General features: G+C 59.9%; 16 protein-coding genes. 6 read left to right on the top strand and 10 right to left on the bottom strand.

Annotation, left to right across the window (positions count from 1 at the left end; genetic code table 11):
• Nucleotides 1-51: 51 nt before the first annotated feature.
• Nucleotides 52-1,239, top strand: a complete 1,188-nt coding sequence (metK, locus tag KUA11_RS05055) for a methionine adenosyltransferase (protein ID WP_217409289.1) — start codon at nucleotides 52-54, stop codon at nucleotides 1,237-1,239.
• Between the two features lie 9 nt (nucleotides 1,240-1,248).
• Entirely contained in the window at nucleotides 1,249-1,977 is a 729-nt protein-coding gene (gene trmB / locus KUA11_RS05050; protein ID WP_368040931.1) for a tRNA (guanine(46)-N(7))-methyltransferase TrmB, read from the top strand.
• Here trmB and KUA11_RS05045 read toward each other — a convergent pair.
• From KUA11_RS05045 to aroQ, 6 genes are all read right to left on the bottom strand, one after another.
• Nucleotides 1,947-3,404: a hypothetical protein gene (locus KUA11_RS05045; protein WP_217409288.1), complete on the bottom strand. Its 1,458-nt coding sequence runs from the start codon at nucleotides 3,402-3,404 to the stop codon at nucleotides 1,947-1,949. The genes trmB and KUA11_RS05045 overlap by 31 nt on opposite strands.
• Nucleotides 3,405-3,607: 203 nt before the next feature.
• Nucleotides 3,608-4,327: a hypothetical protein gene (locus KUA11_RS05040; protein WP_217409287.1), complete on the bottom strand. Its 720-nt coding sequence runs from the start codon at nucleotides 4,325-4,327 to the stop codon at nucleotides 3,608-3,610.
• A gap of 114 nt (nucleotides 4,328-4,441) precedes the next feature.
• Nucleotides 4,442-6,022, bottom strand: coding sequence for a bifunctional phosphoribosylaminoimidazolecarboxamide formyltransferase/IMP cyclohydrolase (gene purH / locus KUA11_RS05035; protein WP_217409286.1), 1,581 nt, complete (start codon nucleotides 6,020-6,022; stop codon nucleotides 4,442-4,444).
• A 160-nt stretch (nucleotides 6,023-6,182) separates the two neighbouring features.
• Entirely contained in the window at nucleotides 6,183-7,526 is a 1,344-nt protein-coding gene (gene accC, locus KUA11_RS05030; protein ID WP_217409285.1) for an acetyl-CoA carboxylase biotin carboxylase subunit, read from the bottom strand.
• Nucleotides 7,526-7,978, bottom strand: a complete 453-nt coding sequence (locus KUA11_RS05025) for an acetyl-CoA carboxylase biotin carboxyl carrier protein (RefSeq protein ID WP_166313518.1) — start codon at nucleotides 7,976-7,978, stop codon at nucleotides 7,526-7,528. Before KUA11_RS05025 ends, accC begins: the two co-directional genes overlap by 1 nt.
• Nucleotides 7,975-8,430, bottom strand: a complete 456-nt coding sequence (gene aroQ / locus KUA11_RS05020; RefSeq protein ID WP_217409284.1) for a type II 3-dehydroquinate dehydratase — start codon at nucleotides 8,428-8,430, stop codon at nucleotides 7,975-7,977. Before aroQ ends, KUA11_RS05025 begins: the two co-directional genes overlap by 4 nt.
• Nucleotides 8,431-8,639: 209 nt before the next feature.
• On the opposite strand from aroQ, the gene KUA11_RS05015 reads away from it, so the two are divergent.
• Nucleotides 8,640-9,122, top strand: coding sequence for a septal ring lytic transglycosylase RlpA family protein (locus KUA11_RS05015; RefSeq protein ID WP_254454714.1), 483 nt, complete (start codon nucleotides 8,640-8,642; stop codon nucleotides 9,120-9,122).
• Between the two features lie 8 nt (nucleotides 9,123-9,130).
• On the opposite strand, the gene KUA11_RS05010 is transcribed toward KUA11_RS05015, so the two are convergent.
• Nucleotides 9,131-10,123, bottom strand: a complete 993-nt coding sequence (locus KUA11_RS05010; RefSeq protein ID WP_217409282.1) for a YihY/virulence factor BrkB family protein — start codon at nucleotides 10,121-10,123, stop codon at nucleotides 9,131-9,133.
• Between the two features lie 455 nt (nucleotides 10,124-10,578).
• On the opposite strand from KUA11_RS05010, the gene KUA11_RS05005 reads away from it, so the two are divergent.
• The 3 genes from KUA11_RS05005 (at nucleotide 10,579) to KUA11_RS04995 (ending at nucleotide 12,917) form a co-directional block, all read left to right on the top strand.
• Complete coding sequence (locus KUA11_RS05005) at nucleotides 10,579-11,709, top strand: type III PLP-dependent enzyme (RefSeq protein WP_217409281.1); 1,131 nt, start codon at nucleotides 10,579-10,581, stop codon at nucleotides 11,707-11,709.
• An 87-nt stretch (nucleotides 11,710-11,796) separates the two neighbouring features.
• The gene (gene moaB / locus KUA11_RS05000) at nucleotides 11,797-12,327 is read left to right on the top strand and encodes a molybdenum cofactor biosynthesis protein B (protein WP_217409280.1); all 531 of its coding nucleotides are present in this window, start codon (nucleotides 11,797-11,799) and stop codon (nucleotides 12,325-12,327) included.
• A gap of 11 nt (nucleotides 12,328-12,338) precedes the next feature.
• Entirely contained in the window at nucleotides 12,339-12,917 is a 579-nt protein-coding gene (locus tag KUA11_RS04995; RefSeq protein WP_217409279.1) for a DJ-1/PfpI family protein, read from the top strand.
• Between the two features lie 41 nt (nucleotides 12,918-12,958).
• Here KUA11_RS04995 and KUA11_RS04990 read toward each other — a convergent pair whose 3' ends face one another.
• Genes KUA11_RS04990 through KUA11_RS04980 form a run of 3 tightly spaced genes read right to left on the bottom strand, consistent with a single transcriptional unit; the run spans nucleotide 12,959 to nucleotide 15,613 of the window.
• The gene (locus KUA11_RS04990; RefSeq protein WP_217409278.1) at nucleotides 12,959-13,657 is read right to left on the bottom strand and encodes an SIMPL domain-containing protein; all 699 of its coding nucleotides are present in this window, start codon (nucleotides 13,655-13,657) and stop codon (nucleotides 12,959-12,961) included.
• Nucleotides 13,654-14,064 carry a hypothetical protein gene (locus KUA11_RS04985; RefSeq protein ID WP_217409277.1) on the bottom strand — a complete coding sequence of 137 codons (411 nt, stop codon included), beginning with the start codon at nucleotides 14,062-14,064 and terminating at the stop codon, nucleotides 13,654-13,656. Before KUA11_RS04985 ends, KUA11_RS04990 begins: the two co-directional genes overlap by 4 nt.
• Nucleotides 14,065-14,077: 13 nt before the next feature.
• Complete coding sequence (locus tag KUA11_RS04980) at nucleotides 14,078-15,613, bottom strand: sensor histidine kinase (RefSeq protein WP_217409276.1); 1,536 nt, start codon at nucleotides 15,611-15,613, stop codon at nucleotides 14,078-14,080.
• Between the last annotated feature and the right edge of the window lie 11 nt (nucleotides 15,614-15,624).

The following is a 15,624-nucleotide window of genomic DNA, read 5'->3' as shown; positions in this document are numbered from 1 at the left end:
AGGGCCGCGATCGCGGTCGTTCCATTTTCTAGCGAGGCAGTCGGCACAATCATGCTCAAGCACGGCGAGTTCCTGTTTACCTCGGAATCGGTGTCCGAAGGCCACCCGGACAAGGTTGCGGACCGGATCAGCGACACGGTTCTGGATGCCTATCTTGCGGCCGACCCGGAAGCGCGCGTTGCGTGCGAGACGCTGGTGACCACCAATCGCGTGGTTCTGGCCGGCGAGGTCCGCGGTCCTTCCTCCATTACGTCCGAGAGCCTTATCGAGGCGGCACGCGAGGCCATTCGCGATATTGGCTACGATCAGGCAGGCTTTTCCTGGAAGAATGCCGAGATCAGCAACTATCTGCACGCGCAGTCGGCCGATATTGCCGTGGGCGTGGACAGCGCGGGCGATAAAGACGAGGGCGCTGGCGATCAAGGGATCATGTTCGGTTTTGCAACCAACGAGACCGACAGCCTGATGCCGGCTCCGCTGTATTATTCGCACAAGATCCTCAAGACGATGCGCGATCTGCGTCGTGCGCACGATCCGCGTGCGAAGGGCCTGCAGCCGGATGCCAAGAGTCAGGTCACGCTGCGGTATCTCAACGGTAAGCCGGTTGAAGCCACGTCTGTTGTGATTTCTACGCAGCATGATGATGGCATGAGCCAGGAGGCGATCCGTCATGAACTGCACAAGATCGTCAAGGACGTGCTGCCGGAAGGCTGGATGCCGGCTGACAAGGAATTCTACGTCAATCCGACCGGTATCTTCGTGATCGGTGGACCGGACGGGGACGCTGGCCTGACGGGTCGCAAAATCATCGTGGACACCTATGGCGGTGCGGCACCGCATGGCGGCGGCGCGTTCTCGGGCAAGGATCCCACGAAGGTTGACCGCTCGGCGGCCTATGCGGCGCGCTATCTGGCGAAGAACGTGGTGGCCGCCGGTCTGGCGGATCGCTGCACGCTTCAGCTTTCTTACGCTATCGGCGTGTCGCATCCTCTGTCGGTCTACGTCGATCTCGATGGCACAGGCAAAGACGTGGATGAGGCGAAGCTGGGAAGCGTCCTGCGCGAGGTGATGAATCTTTCGCCGCGCGGTATTCGTCAGCACTTGCGTCTGAACCGTCCGATCTACACCGAGACCTCAGCTTACGGTCACTTTGGCCGCACGCCCGATGAGGTGCGTGATACGTTCCCGTGGGAGCGCACGGATCTTGTGGACGCGCTGCGTAACGCCTTCAACCGCTGAGGTTGATGCGTGACGGTCGATACGTCTGATTTGACGCCGGGCAAGGTGAAACCACCTGCCCGGCGTTTGTATGGTCGTCAGCGCGGTCATCCACTTCGTCCGCGCCAGCAGCGTCTGATGGATGAGACGTTGCCGCGCCTGCGTCTGTCGGAGCACGCCGCTTCCGATCCCTTGTCGGCGTTTGCTCACCGACCCGAGCAGCTTTGGCTGGAAGTCGGCTTTGGGGGAGGCGAGCATGTTCTGGCGCAGATCGAGGCGCATCCCGAGGTAGGATATATCGCCTCGGAAGTGTTCGAGAACGGTCTGTGTTCACTTCTCTCGCGTCTGGTTCCCGAGGATGAGGAAGCAACAGCCCCGGTGCCGCCGCTGCTGCGTATCTGGGATGAGGATGCGCGGCTGCTTTTAGAGAAGCTGCCGGAAGCCTCGCTGGATCGTATGTTTCTGATGTTTCCCGATCCATGGCCGAAAGCGCGTCATGCCAAACGACGCTTCGTGCATCCGGGGAATCTTCCGCTTGTCGCGCGAGCGCTCAAACCGGGAGCGCAGTGGCGGGTAGCCAGCGACGATCCAACTTATCAGGCATGGGTCACTGAGGTGATGACTGATCAGCCGTTTTTTGTGGCTGGTGAGCCCAGCATGGAGCGGCCAGAGGGCTGGCCCGGAACACGGTATGAAGCCAAAGCACTCAAAGCGGGTCGTCAGCCGTTTTACTGGACATTTATAAGAAAACCTAACTGAGGATTGTGTCCAGAAAGGCAGGACACCATCTCTTCAGAGTAAGAGGGAGTGTTCTGCGCAGGAATATGTGCCTGTATTTGCACTGGAATAAGAGCAAAAGCCTCCCATTGCTGGCAATTTGGTGAATCCATAACGACAACATGATCGGGATGTGAGCACAGATTGCCTTGTCTGGTCTGCACAGACAGAAAAGAATCGCTTGTGTCGGGAGTGGTGCGGAGTAACTGTCTGTTCTGAAATGGCGTAAAGGCCAAATTGGTTGCATCTTCCGGATTGTTTGTAAGACGTAGTCCGGCATCTGTTTCCGCGAAATAGAATAGAATTCCATATCTTTCGATACACAAAAGATATCGGTCCGTGGAGGTGTCACACAACACAGGGATGGCTGCGTTATCTGCAATGATCAGAGATTGGCAGAGAAATCCTTTTTGTTCCGGGGCGTAAGCCAGAATGGTTCCGTGCCATGTGATGATTTGGGGCAGTTTTCCCGGTGAGGTAAAGGGAAAAATACATCCGGAAGATTGGTGTTCTCCCGTCAGATGCCGGTTGATAAGATTGGTCAGAAGATCGAACGCATTTGTCCAGTATCGATAACGGCAAAGAGCCGCGATGACACGTGTTATCAAAGGTTCGTCTTCAGTGATCGCGCGAGAAAGTTCATCATTTTGGTGTAGACATCTCTGTAGAATCTGGCCGCAGAGAAGGGGATGAGACGAAAATCCGTTTTCCAGACGGCATTGAATGTTACGACTGTTATGGCGACGCGCCCACGAGATTACGGCCGGCACGCGCCTTGCAGAATCTTCGCTTCGTAAGGCATCCACAAGTGCCTTTATATTGGCTGAGCCACGAATATGATCGAAAATCAAATGTCCAGTGTAAAATGTTGGAACAAGTTGGGATTCCGGTACGATTTCAGCAATCTTGTGGGCATGGATATTGTCGATGTGGTCTCCTGGATCATATGGAATGAAGATTTTACCTTGGACTTGTGAAGCCCGGAGACCCATGCCTTCCATGCCGGGGCGCAGATTGTTGTCCACATAATGCTGCGGAATCTCGATTTCTGCGGGATCAAGAGACCATTTGGGAACAGCAGCGAGTACAGCGTCTGCGTTCAATCGACGTGAAAATGCCAGAGCGGCGTAAGCACCCATAGAAAAACCGATCAGAATGATCTGTCGGTAAGAGCGACTGAGCGTGGTGATCAGTGAAAGGACATACTCGGTATCGGACGACAAATACCAATGATCGACTTTACTGGTAACACCGATGGCGCTGATATTGTTTTTCTGGAGGGGATGTTCGGCAAAGAAGGTCTGGGTCGCGATATGAGTGCGATGCGCACCCTGAAAGGTAATGACAACATAATCTGTCGTACCGTTAGCATGATGGACGACCAGTTCTTCGCCTTCATACACGATCATAATATATGTGCCTCAACACGTATAAACACAAACAGAGAAGATTTTCTTTTCTCTATTGGTGTGTTCTTTATTTGATTTTGTTATGCGTATTGAATGAATAAAACGTCAAATTAAGCATCAATTGGTTCTAGAAATATTTTGTCGTAAAGAGAACGGCTTGGCAGAAAGAAGAAAAACAAAAGGGGGCACGAAGCCCCCATTTTTCAGCGCGCTTCCGCCGACGCTGCGGATGGAATGAAGTCATAGCCCGGCGAACCCGGTGGCGGTCCGGGGGGAGGGACATCATCGGCGGCCAGAGAGGACAACTGCGCCGCGCTTGGGCCAACCTGATGGGCGTAGATAGAGGTTCCGAATTCACCTGTGGAACCGGGGCCTGCTGCAAAGATCGTTGTTCCCGGCCGAAGCTGTGGCAACAGACGGGTAGCGGCACGGCTGGGCATCTGAACGACCGTCCGATCCTTGAGAATGACACCAGCGGGCACGCCGTGAACATCGTAGAGTGTTTGCGCTACGACCCCGTGAACCATGATGTCCGGTCCTGTGACCATTTCGGGCGCGTGCTGCGGCATGGTGATGCCTGTGTCTTCCGCCCGTTTGCCGCGCGGACCTGCGAGCGTATAGGCGCGAATCAGCGGAAGCTGACGACCTTTCAGGCCGGTGCCGGTCAGACGCTCGCCCGGTTTGACGATTTTGGAGACATCCCACGCCAGATCGGGTGAGACCAACACTTCCGTGCCATCGGTGAACAGCACGCCACTGACGCCGCCAGCCGGGGAGGGAAGATATTGCGCAACCGTCCCGCTGAAGGATGGCAGCATGGACACGTCATAGACCGAGACGGTCGGTGGCGTGCCTGCGGCGAAGGTTGGGGTGATCGTAGCCGCACCGAAGGCTACGACTGCAAGACGAAGAAACTGACGCATGACCGATCCATCATTGGCTACGCCCACCGGGAGGGGGAATAGCGGGCAGAATACGCAAGTGTGCCCCGACAACGCCACGAGTGGCGCGTCGGGGCAAGTGGGTCTGCGTGCGGATCAGTGCCGGAAGTGGCGCATACCGGTGAAGACCATGGCGATTCCGGCCTTGTCGGCGGCAGCGATCACTTCATCGTCACGGATGGAGCCGCCGGGCTGAATGACGGCGGTGGCACCGGCTTCGACCAGCGTTTCGAGACCATCCGCGAAGGGAAAGAACGCATCTGATGCGGCGACGCTGCCGCGCGTCAGGGGCTCGCTCTGGCCGCATGCACAGGCGGCCTCGGCGCTCTTGCTGACGGCGATGCGTGCGGAATCCACACGGCTCATCTGACCGGCGCCAATGCCCACCGTCGCACCATCCTTGGCATAGACGATGGCGTTGGATTTGACGTGCTTGGCCACCCGGAAGGCGAACATCAGGTCGCGCAGTTCTGCTGGAGTGGGCGCGCGTTTGGTCACGACCTTGAGGGCGGATTCCTCAACGCGGCCATTATCTCGGGTTTGGGCGAGGAAACCACCTGCGAGTGAGCGCACGATCACCCCGCCTGCGGTCGGGTCAGGAAGCTCGCCCGTGAGCAGAAGACGCAGGTTTTTCTTGGCGGCGAGGACGGCTTTGGCTGCGTCGGTGGCGTCGGGTACGACAATCACTTCCGTGAAAATGGTCGCAATCTTTTTCGCCGTTTCCTCGTCCAGCGTGCCGTTCAGGGCTACGATACCTCCGAAGGCAGAAACCGGGTCACAACGCAGCGCGTGATCCCAGGCCGCGGAGAGGCTGCTGGCTGTCGCCACACCGCAAGGGTTGGCGTGTTTGACGATGACGACAGCCGGATCGGTGAACTCGGCCACCGCCTCGAACGCGGCGTCCGTGTCGTTGAGGTTGTTATAGGAAAGAGCCTTGCCCTGAATCTGACGCGCGGTGGCCACACCGGGGCGGGTGCTGCCATCGGTGTAGAAAGCGGCCTTCTGGTGCGGGTTCTCGCCATAACGCAGTTCTTCACGGCGCTGGCCGGCGAGCGTGAAGCGCTCGGGAAGCAGATCGCCACGCTTCTGGGCGAACCATGCTGCAATCGCGGCATCGTAGGCTGCCGTGCGGGCATACGCGGCACCAGCCAATGCGCGGCGGGCTTCCAGAGTGGTGCCACCTGCCTTCAAGGCTTCGATGACGTTGTCATATTGCGCCGGGTCCGTCAGGATCGTGACGTGGGGATGATTTTTGGCAGCGGCACGGATCAGCGCCGGTCCGCCGATGTCGATGTTCTCGATGCAATCCTCGTCACCTGCGCCGGAGGCGACTGTGGCTTCAAACGGATAGAGATTGACCGCCACCAGATCGATGGGCGCGATCTTGTGCTCTTCCATCTGGGCAACATGCGCGGGCAGATCGCGGCGTCCAAGAATGCCACCATGAATCTGCGGTACCAGTGTCTTGACGCGTCCATCGAGGATTTCGGGAAAGCCTGTGTGATCGGATACTTCCGTGACCGGCAGTCCGGCATCACGCAGGGCTTTGGCTGAACCGCCCGTGGAGAGCAGTTCCGCGCCCTGAGCGACCAGCGCGCGACCGAGTTCGATCAGTCCGGTTTTGTCCGAGACGGAGAGAAGGGCGCGGCGCACGGGCTGCAGGGAGGGCTGGCTCATTGGAAAAGCTCTTTCGATACGCAGGGGATGTGACGGCGGTTGCGTGACCGGAGATCGCCGGAAGTGGCGGTCGTCCGCCGCTCAATAGCGCTGCGGCGTCCTTGCGACAACAGCCGGAAAGAAGAAGGGCGCAGACCGTTCGATCCGCGCCCTTAGTGGCTCATATGTTACGTGCGGTGAAGTTTTCCAGCCAATGGATGGTGTAGTCTCCTCGCTGGAATTCCGGATCGGCGAGAATGCGCCGGTGGAGCGGGATGACGGTCTTCACACCTTCGACCACGATTTCATCGAGTGCGCGCTGCATGCGGGCGATGGCCGCCGCACGGGTGGGAGCATGGACGATGAGTTTGGCGATCATGCTGTCGTAGAACGGTGGCACGCGGTAGCCCGAATAAAGCGCACTATCGACACGAACCCCGAGACCGCCCGGCGCATGGAACACATCCACGGTGCCGGGGCAGGGGATGAAGGTGTCCGGGTCTTCCGCATTGATACGGCACTCAATTGCGTGACCGGAGAAGGTGATGTCGGACTGGCCGTAGCCCAGTTTCTCACCTGCGGCGATTCGGATCTGCTCGCGCACGAGATCCACATCGCTCACCATCTCCGTGACGGGGTGCTCCACCTGAAGACGGGTGTTCATCTCGATGAAGCAGAACTGACCGTCCTGATAAAGGAACTCTAGCGTGCCGGCGTTGCGGTAGCCCATTTTGGAGAGGGCCGCTGTGGCCGTCGCGCCGATGGCGTCGCGTTCCTCGGCGGAGAGAACGGGCGAGCCCGCTTCTTCCAGCAGCTTCTGATGGCGGCGCTGCAGCGAGCAGTCGCGTTCACCAAAATGCACGACGTTGCCATACATATCGCCAAGAATCTGAAGCTCGATATGGCGCGGACGATCGAGATATTTTTCCAGATAAACCGCATCGTTACCGAAAGCCGCCAGCGCTTCCGTGCGGGCAACGCTCCAGGCTTCCGCCAGTTCGTCCTCGCTATGGGCCACCTTCATGCCACGACCACCGCCACCGGCGGCGGCCTTGATGAGCACGGGATATCCCACGCGCGCCGCGACGTCGCGGGCTTCATCAATGTTGGCAAGCTCACCGTCCGAGCCGGGAACCAGCGGCACGCCAAGTGCTTCCATCGTGGTCTTGGCTGTGATCTTGTCGCCCATGGTGCGGATATGTTCCGCGGTGGGGCCGATGAAGGCCAGACCGTGCGCTTCCACCGTCTCGGCGAAATCCGCGTTCTCGGAGAGGAAGCCATAGCCCGGATGGATGGCTTCCGCGCCGGTGATGGTGGCGGCGGAGAGGATCGCGGCCACGTTGAGATAGGACTCGCGGGCTGCGGGCGGCCCGATGCACACGGCCTCGTCCGCGAGGCGTACGTGCATGGCGTCCGCGTCGGCCGTGGAGTGCACGGCGACGGTGCGGATACCCATTTCACGGCAGGCGCGGAGCACCCGCAGGGCGATTTCGCCGCGATTGGCGATGAGGATCTTGGAAAACATCACTCGACAATGACGAGAGGCTGACCGAACTCGACCGGGTCGCCGGAGGCCACGAGAATCTGCTTCACGGTGCCGGCTTTGGGCGCCTTGATCTGGTTGAAGGTCTTCATTGCCTCAATCAGCATCAGGGTCTGACCGGCGGTCACGCTCTGGCCTTCCGTTACGAACGGCGGAGACGATGGATCGGGCGCCAGATAGGCCACACCGACCATCGGGCTGTTCACGGCGCCGGGGTGACGCGACAGGTCCGCAGGTGCGGCCGCCACGGGCGGGGTTGCAACAGGCGCTGCGACCACGGCCTGCGGAGCCGGTGCTACGGCGGCAGTGGAGACGGCCCGCACGACGCGGATACGGCTGTCCTTCTCGGCGATTTCGATCTCGGTCAGACCGGTGTCCGTCAGGATGTCGGCGAGTGCCCGTATGGCATCTGCGTCTACGAGCAGTCGGCTCATTGCGTGTCCTCGTTGAGAATGATGTCGGCCATGGCCTGAAGTGCGAGGGCATAGCCCTGCACACCCAGACCGCAGATCACGCCGAGCGCGCCCTTCGACACATAAGAGTGGTGTCGGAACGGCTCGCGGCGATGAATGTTGGAGATATGCACTTCGATCACGGGCAGATCGACGGCCAGCAGGGCATCGAGCAGCGCGATGGAGGTGTGGGAATAACCGGCGGGATTGATGATGATGCCCTGCGCCCGGCCACGGCATTCCTGCACCCAGGAAATCAGCTCCCCCTCACCGTTGGTCTGGCGGAAGTCGATGCCGACTTCCAGCTTCTCGGCCACCTGCGCGCACAACTGCTCGACATCGTCGAGCGTCGTCGTGCCGTAGACTTCCGGTTGGCGCAGACCGAGCATGTTGAGGTTGGGGCCGTTGAGAACGGCAATTAGCGGAAGATCCATGATGGCGGGCCGTTAGCACGACCGGAGGATGGCTCCAAGTGTCGTGTGATGAAATGATGTCAGTCGTGCAAGGTGTTACGGAGTGTTTCTGTCCGTTATTTGCCTTTTGTTTGCCATGATCGTCTAATGAATGGGACTATAAACAGCAGTGGGATGAACGGGTGAGCTTTTTGCGAAGAATGCGGGTTTCAGGATTCGCTGTGGCTGCCATGCTGGGATGCGGCGGTGCTGCGGTCGAGGCACAGGCTGCTGAAACCAGCACGATGGATACTTCCTCCACGCTTTCTTCGCATACATCATGGGCGGCATCCGTTCGCGCAGCACTTACCCGGCGGGCCGAAGGTGTCGCCACCATGACCCGGCGTGTTCAGCATGGGATGGCCAGTTGGTACGGCGGGCGATTCGCGCATCGGCGCACAGCGTCGGGCAATCGCTTCGATCCCACAGAGCTTACGGCCGCCCATCCGTCGGCGCCTCTCGGTTCACGGCTGCTGGTTCGGTCGGAAGATACGGGGCGGGCGGTTGTCGTGACGGTGCGGGACCGTGGGCCTTACTCGCATGGTCGCATCATCGATCTTTCCCACGCGGCAGCGGAGCAACTTGGCATGCTGCACAGCGGGGTCGCGCATGTGAGCGTGCATCCTTTGACGGAACAAGAGGCTATCGAAGTGGCTGAAGCTCCCGAGCGCTGAGACACGCTTCAGACGTGCAGGATTTCCCGTTTGACGCCTTTGGCCAGAGCTTCGATTTCCGCGTTGAATTCCGCTCCCAGTAACACCACCCACGCACTGACGAAAAACCACATCATGATGGCGACTACCGCTCCCAGAGGGCCGTAGGTCGAGCCGTAGCTCGCGATGTTGGCGACATAATACGAAAAACCCGATGCTGCGGCGAGCCAGATGACCGTGGCGGTGATCGCACCCGGCACGACCCATCGCCATTCGGTGTGGTGGCCGCACGGGCCGAAGCGGTAGAGAATCATATAAGCGAAGATCATCAGCACCGACATGATGCTAAGTCCGGCCATGCGGATAGCCAACTCCATTGACCCCGGTGGCGGTTCCACATGCAGCAGGATCGGGAGATAGGCAAACAGGATCGGCACGGCGACCATGAATGCAAGTCCGAGACACGCTTCCAGCGTGGCAGCCAAGGTCAGTGCCATGGCAAGCGCCTGAAACTTCAGGAAATTACGTGTCTCAGCCTTTCCGTAGGCAATGTTGAGTGCCGAGAGAATGGACTTGATGCCTGCAGAAGCTGACCACAAGGCAATCGTCGTGGCGATGGCCAGATTGAAGGTCAGGGAGCTATGGGAGACAGAGACAAGCTGCTGCACCCGTTCCTGAATGATGGTGTAGGCTGCCGGCGGCAGAAGGTTGCGCAGCGTTTCCAGTTGCGGACCGACACTCTGCACGTCGAATGCCAGACCATAGATCGAGATCAATGTGCTGATGGCCGGAAAAAGCGCTAGCGTGGCGTAGAACGCGCAGCCGGCGGCCACCAGTGTCGTTGGTCCTGCGATGAGCGCCCCGATTGTGGAGCGGCATACAGCCCGCCAGTCGGCTGCTGTGAGCTGGCGGGGGGAGGTCAGGCGACGCTCAGTCCCGTTTTTGGAAACTTCCGCATGCTTGCCGTTCTCCATGTTGAGAGTGGGGGGCGTGGTGGGGGCGTTTGACAAGGATGAGCTCATCTCGGTCGGAACCTCGGGAACGATGGGTGCGTCTCGGGGGAACCTGACGCCGGACGGGCCATGAGGGATTTCGGCCACAAATTGCACAAGCTGGGCGTAATGCCGGAGCATCTGGCCCTCTCGCTGTCCGGGAAAGGGACAGGGAAGGAGCGCGGTCTTGACCGCGTGAAGGAGTGATAATGCACCGTCTTTAAAGGAAAGTGGTTCTGCAATTCCACTCTTTTCGGTGCGATGAAAGTTTTCTGTTGCGTGAGTGTGTCTTCAGGAGCATAAGCGGCTCCCTACGCAGCAACGCACGTGCCACTGGCCCACTGAGGTTACGCAACGACGTCAAGCGTTCTGGCAACTGGGATCCCACGCGGGATTCAGTCTTGGTCGCTGGTCCGTTAGACCGTTTCGCAACACAGCCTGCCATGGCTTTTCCTTTCTGGCAGGCGCAGAAGGTTTCAAGTGCGATGACTCCCAAAATCTCGCAGTTCCTCGCGGAGAAGCAGCCGGCTACACCCTGTCTTGTGGTGGATGTCGATGCCGTCGAAGAGCGGTATCGCGCGCTTCAGGCTGCTCTGCCGCTTGCCCGTATCTATTACGCCGTAAAGGCGAATCCTGCCCGTCCGATTCTGGATCGGCTCGTCTCTCTTGGTTCTTCCTTTGACGCAGCGTCGTGGGAGGAGATCGAAATGTGCCTTGATGCCGGTGCGCGCGGCGAGGACATTTCGTTCGGCAATACTGTCAAGAAAGTATCCGCCATTCGTCGCGCGTGGGAGGCGGGCGTGCGTCTGTTCGTCTTCGACTCTGAGGAAGAACTGGACAAGATCGCCCGTCATGCGCCCGGTTCCCGAGTGTATTGCCGCCTTCTGGTGGACAATTACGGCGCGGAATGGCCGCTGTCGCGCAAATTTGGCACCACGGTGGAAAGCGCGCGCGAACTGATGCTGCGTGCCCGTGATCTGGGTCTCGATCCCTACGGTCTGTCTTTTCATGTCGGCAGTCAGCAGATCGAGACGGACAGTTACGAGATGGCGATCAGCCGGGTGGCAGCACTTGTGAGCGATTTGTCTGCGGCGGGGCTGGACCTTCGTATGGTCAATCTGGGTGGCGGTTTTCCCATTCGCTACCGTGAAGATGTGCCGGATATCGACACGTTCGGAGAGGCCATTTCGGTAGCGATGCGCAAGCATTTCGGCAACGCTTTACCGGAGATGCTGGTCGAGCCGGGACGCTTCATCGCCGGTGCGGCGGGTGTGGTGTCGGCTGAAGTCGTGCTGGTGAGCAAGCGCGGCCGCGAGGATGGTCCGCGTTGGGTCTATCTCGACATCGGGCGTTTTGGCGGCCTTGCTGAGACGGAGGGCGAGGCCATCCGTTACGCTATTCGCACTGCGCGCGACGGGGAAGAGACGGGACCGGTGGCGCTGGCCGGTCCTACCTGCGATGGCGCGGACATTCTGTATGAGCGTTCGCCCTATGCGCTGCCTCTATCGCTGGAATCCGGCGATCGCATCGAACTGCTCAATGCGGGTGCATATGTCTCGACCTATTGCTCAACCCGTTTCAATGGGTTCGCGCCACTGGCTGAGCATTACATCTGACACGAGATGTCCCCTCTTGTTGTGAGAGGGGACACGTGTGGATGATGGTGGCTTTTCGATCATCGAAGGTCGGAATATGCTGCTTCCATGACACGCATCGACACCTCTCGCCCTTTTCTGCCGGTCCGCATCGCCGTGATGACGGTTTCGGATACACGCACTCTCGAAACCGACACATCGGGACAGGCGTTGGTCGAGCGTATCGAAGGGGCCGGGCATGTCGTCGCTGCGCGGACCATCGAGCGCGATGATGTCGAGCGCATCACGACGCGGTTGCTCGACTGGATTGCCGATCCTGAAATCGATGTGGTCATCACGAACGGCGGGACGGGTGTGACTGGGCGCGACGTGACGCCGGAAGCGTTTGAGAAGGTGATCGAGAAGCGCATCGAAGGCTTCGGTGAACTGTTTCGGATGCTGTCGTACCAGAAGATCGGCACGTCCACGATTCAGTCCCGGGCACTGGCAGGTGTGACGGGCGGGACATATCTCTTCGCGCTGCCCGGCTCGACAGGGGCTGTGAAGGACGGATGGGACGATATTCTCGTGTTCCAGCTCGACAACCGTCATCGTCCTTGCAACTTCGTGGAACTGATGCCGCGCCTGAAAGAACGATAAGGAGACCCACCATGGCCGACGAGATCAAGCTGCTGATGCTGGCGGGCGATTATGTCGAAGATTATGAGATCATGGTGCCGTATCAGGCGCTGACCATGGTTGGTTACACCGTCGATGCGGTTTCACCGGGGAAAAAGAAGGGTGAGACGGTCATCACGGCTATTCATGACTTCGAGGGCGCCCAGACATACAGCGAGAAGCCGGGTCATCATTTTGCCCTGACGGCGAGTTTCGATGGTCTGAATCTGGACGATTACATCGGTCTGGTCGTGCCGGGTGGCCGTATGCCGGAATATCTGCGTCTCGATCCCAAGGTGCTTGAGATCGCGAAAGCGTTTTCCGACCGCCCGATTGCCTGTATCTGCCACGGTATTCAGATTTTGACGGCGGCCGGGTTGGTGAAGGGCCGCAAGGTCTCTGCCTATCCGGCGTGCCGTCCAGAGGTGGAGATGGCTGGTGGCACCTATATGGACATTCCGGTGACGGAGGCCGTGACGGATGACCAACTGGTCACCGCCCCAGCTTGGCCTGCTCATCCCACATGGCTGGCGCAGTTTCTGAAGGTTCTGGGCGCCAGCGTTTCGCCCTGATCTGGAAAAGGCGTGACACGGTGAAGTGTCACGCCTTTTCTTTAGTGGCCGAGGATCACGCTTGCGTGGACATTGGCGCTGATCGTCTGCTCTTCCGGTGTGGCCTCGGGGCTGGCCGCCGCCATGCGCGCCATCATCGCCATCGGACGGTAGACCATCGGTTCGTTGACGGAGACTTCGGCGAAGGACACCATCTTCAGCCCCAGATTCCCCGCCACGTCATTGGCACGTTGACGCATATCGTCCAGCGCCTTCTTCTCGGCCTGACGTTGCAGATCGCGGGTGTGTTCGGGTGAGAGCGTCCAGTTCACGCCTTCCAGAACTAGTCCCATGCCTTGGAGCTTGCCTGTGACGTCGAGCAGGGTGGCCAGATCCTTGCCCTGAATGCGAAGTGTTTGCCGGGCCACCCAGCTTGTCGCGTTGTTGTTGGGACGCCGCTCACGGGACGTATTGTAAGAGGCGGCTTTAACATCGAGCGCCGGTGTCTTACGGATCAGTTCGATCGCCTGATGCACCCGTTGGTTTACCCGCATCTGGGCTGCGGCAGCGCTGGCGTTTTCCTCTTCCACGACCATGATGGCCGTTGCCTGATCGGGCTGGGCTTCGATCGAGCCTGTGCCGCTTACGTCCAGCTTTGTGGTGGAGACGTCATGACCTGCCTGCTGCGCGAGAGCGGACAGCGGCGCGCTGGCGGCGAGCATTGCAAGCAAGCCGCACAGACGCGAATGTATTATTTTCATGGATGATTTCGGCCTTTGAGAATGGCAAGGGCTTCACGCAACCGGGACACACCCAGCCGGATGTGCCCCTCGCTGCACAGGGTCTGCCCTTCTTCCCTCAGCGTGCCGACAGACCGATGCTGACCGTCGTCATGCGCTTCGATTGCCCGGACAAGGCGCCGACAGTAGTCACGGCTGTCGGAGGTGACAACCAGCGAATGATCGGCCTTTGAAGCCTCTGCCCCCGTGGCCTCTGGCACCTCGACGGAAACGGTCTGGACACGCAGAGCTTCCCTCAGACCTGTCGGTTCCCGCGAGAAGAGCTGCCGGGCCGATGTTGCATCATCCTGAGCATGGGCCGCTGCGGCGGCACCGCAAAGTCCGATGGCAAGGATCGGCAGCACGACCGGGAGGGGCAGATATCTCATGATTTATATCGTATCAGGTTTCTTTGTCGTGAGCATGAGACGTGGGTGAATCCTGCGTCATGTCAGCCACCGCGTTTTTGCTGGCTTCCTGTGGAAGCGGCAGGGTCATGCGGACGGACAGGCCCGGTTCGCGCCGGATGTAGCGCAGCGTGCCGCCATGCAACTGCACGATGGCCTGCACCAGCGAGAGACCAAGACCGGAGCCGGGCGTATTGCGCGCCGCATTGGCCCGGAAGAAGCGTTCGGACGCGCGTTCGATGTCCGCTTCACTCATGCCGATTCCTTCATCACTCACGGTGATGGTCGCGACGCGCGCATCGGGACGGTCTTCATGGAGAAGATCCGGTCCGGTCGCGACGGCGATGGTCACCTCTCCTCCTTGAGGAGAAAACTTGAGGGCATTGTCGATCAGGTTCGAAACCGCCTGCTGGATCATCGAGCGGTCTCCGTAGAATTTCACCTGCTCGGGCAGGCGGGGCACCAGACGGATGTCCTGCTCGTCCGCCAGAGGTTCATAGAGCTCCACGATGTCCTGCAGGACGGGGACGAGATCGAACGTGGCGAAGGCGGAACGGCGCGCGCCGGCCTCGATCTGGGCGATGCGCAGGAGCGCCTCGAAAACAGCGGTGATGTTGTCCAGATCGTTTACGCCTTCTTCGATGGCGGCGCGCAGCGTGCCTTCGTCATGAGCATGGAGAGCCGCGTATTCGAGTTGGGCGCGCGCGCGCGTGATGGGGGTGCGCAGATCGTGCGCGATGGCGTTGGAGACCTGCTTCACGCCATCCATCAGCCGCGCGATGCGGTCGAGCATCTCGTTGATCGCCTCGCTCACCTCGTCCAGTTCGTCGCCGCGTCCGGACAGGGGCATGCGGCGATGCATGTCGCCGTGAGCGATGGCCGAGGTGGTGCGTGCGATGGAGGAGACCATGCGCCGAAACATCTTGCGCACCAGCAGCGCACCGAGGAGTGCGAGCGCCGTGATGACGACCCACGCCCAGAGCAGCGTGTCGGTGAGCAGATGGCGCAGGGCGGTACGGTCGCGTACGTCGCGCCCGACGAGGAGACGGTAGCCACGCGGCAGGTCAAAGCCCTGAACTTCCGCGATGCCGCGCACACCGGCGCGGCGGATGGTGAGCTGGTACCACACATTGCTCATGGCCACGGCTTCGGGCCATGAGGGCAAATTGCCGGCGACGCGGACACCGTTGCGATCGACGAGCAGATAGAGCGCGTCATCGTCCACGTTGTCTTCCAGCCGGTCTTCGATGGTCAGTGCGAGGGCGGACAGGCCGCCATCGGTCCAGCGTTCGGACAGGGCGCGGGCATCGGCGGCGACGGAGGCTTCTACCTGTCGCTCGATCAGCTCGGCGGTGCCCCACCAGATGACGGACAGGAAGAGCACTGCCGACACCCAGAAGAGCACGGCGTAACCTAGCGCGAACCGCACCCCGGCTGAGCGCAGGCCGCCGATGTGATGGCGCAGGGCCGCAAGGGAGAAACGACGGCGCGAGCGCCTGTGTCCATCGGAAGGTGGAGTCGGATCGGTCATCGGGCGCGGTG

Origin of the sequence: Acetobacter estunensis (genome assembly GCF_019083805.1) — a bacterium.
GTDB classification, from domain to species: domain Bacteria; phylum Pseudomonadota; class Alphaproteobacteria; order Acetobacterales; family Acetobacteraceae; genus Acetobacter; species Acetobacter estunensis_A.
Note: the sequence above shows the minus strand (reverse complement) of the source record. Positions and strands in the feature narration are given on the sequence as shown.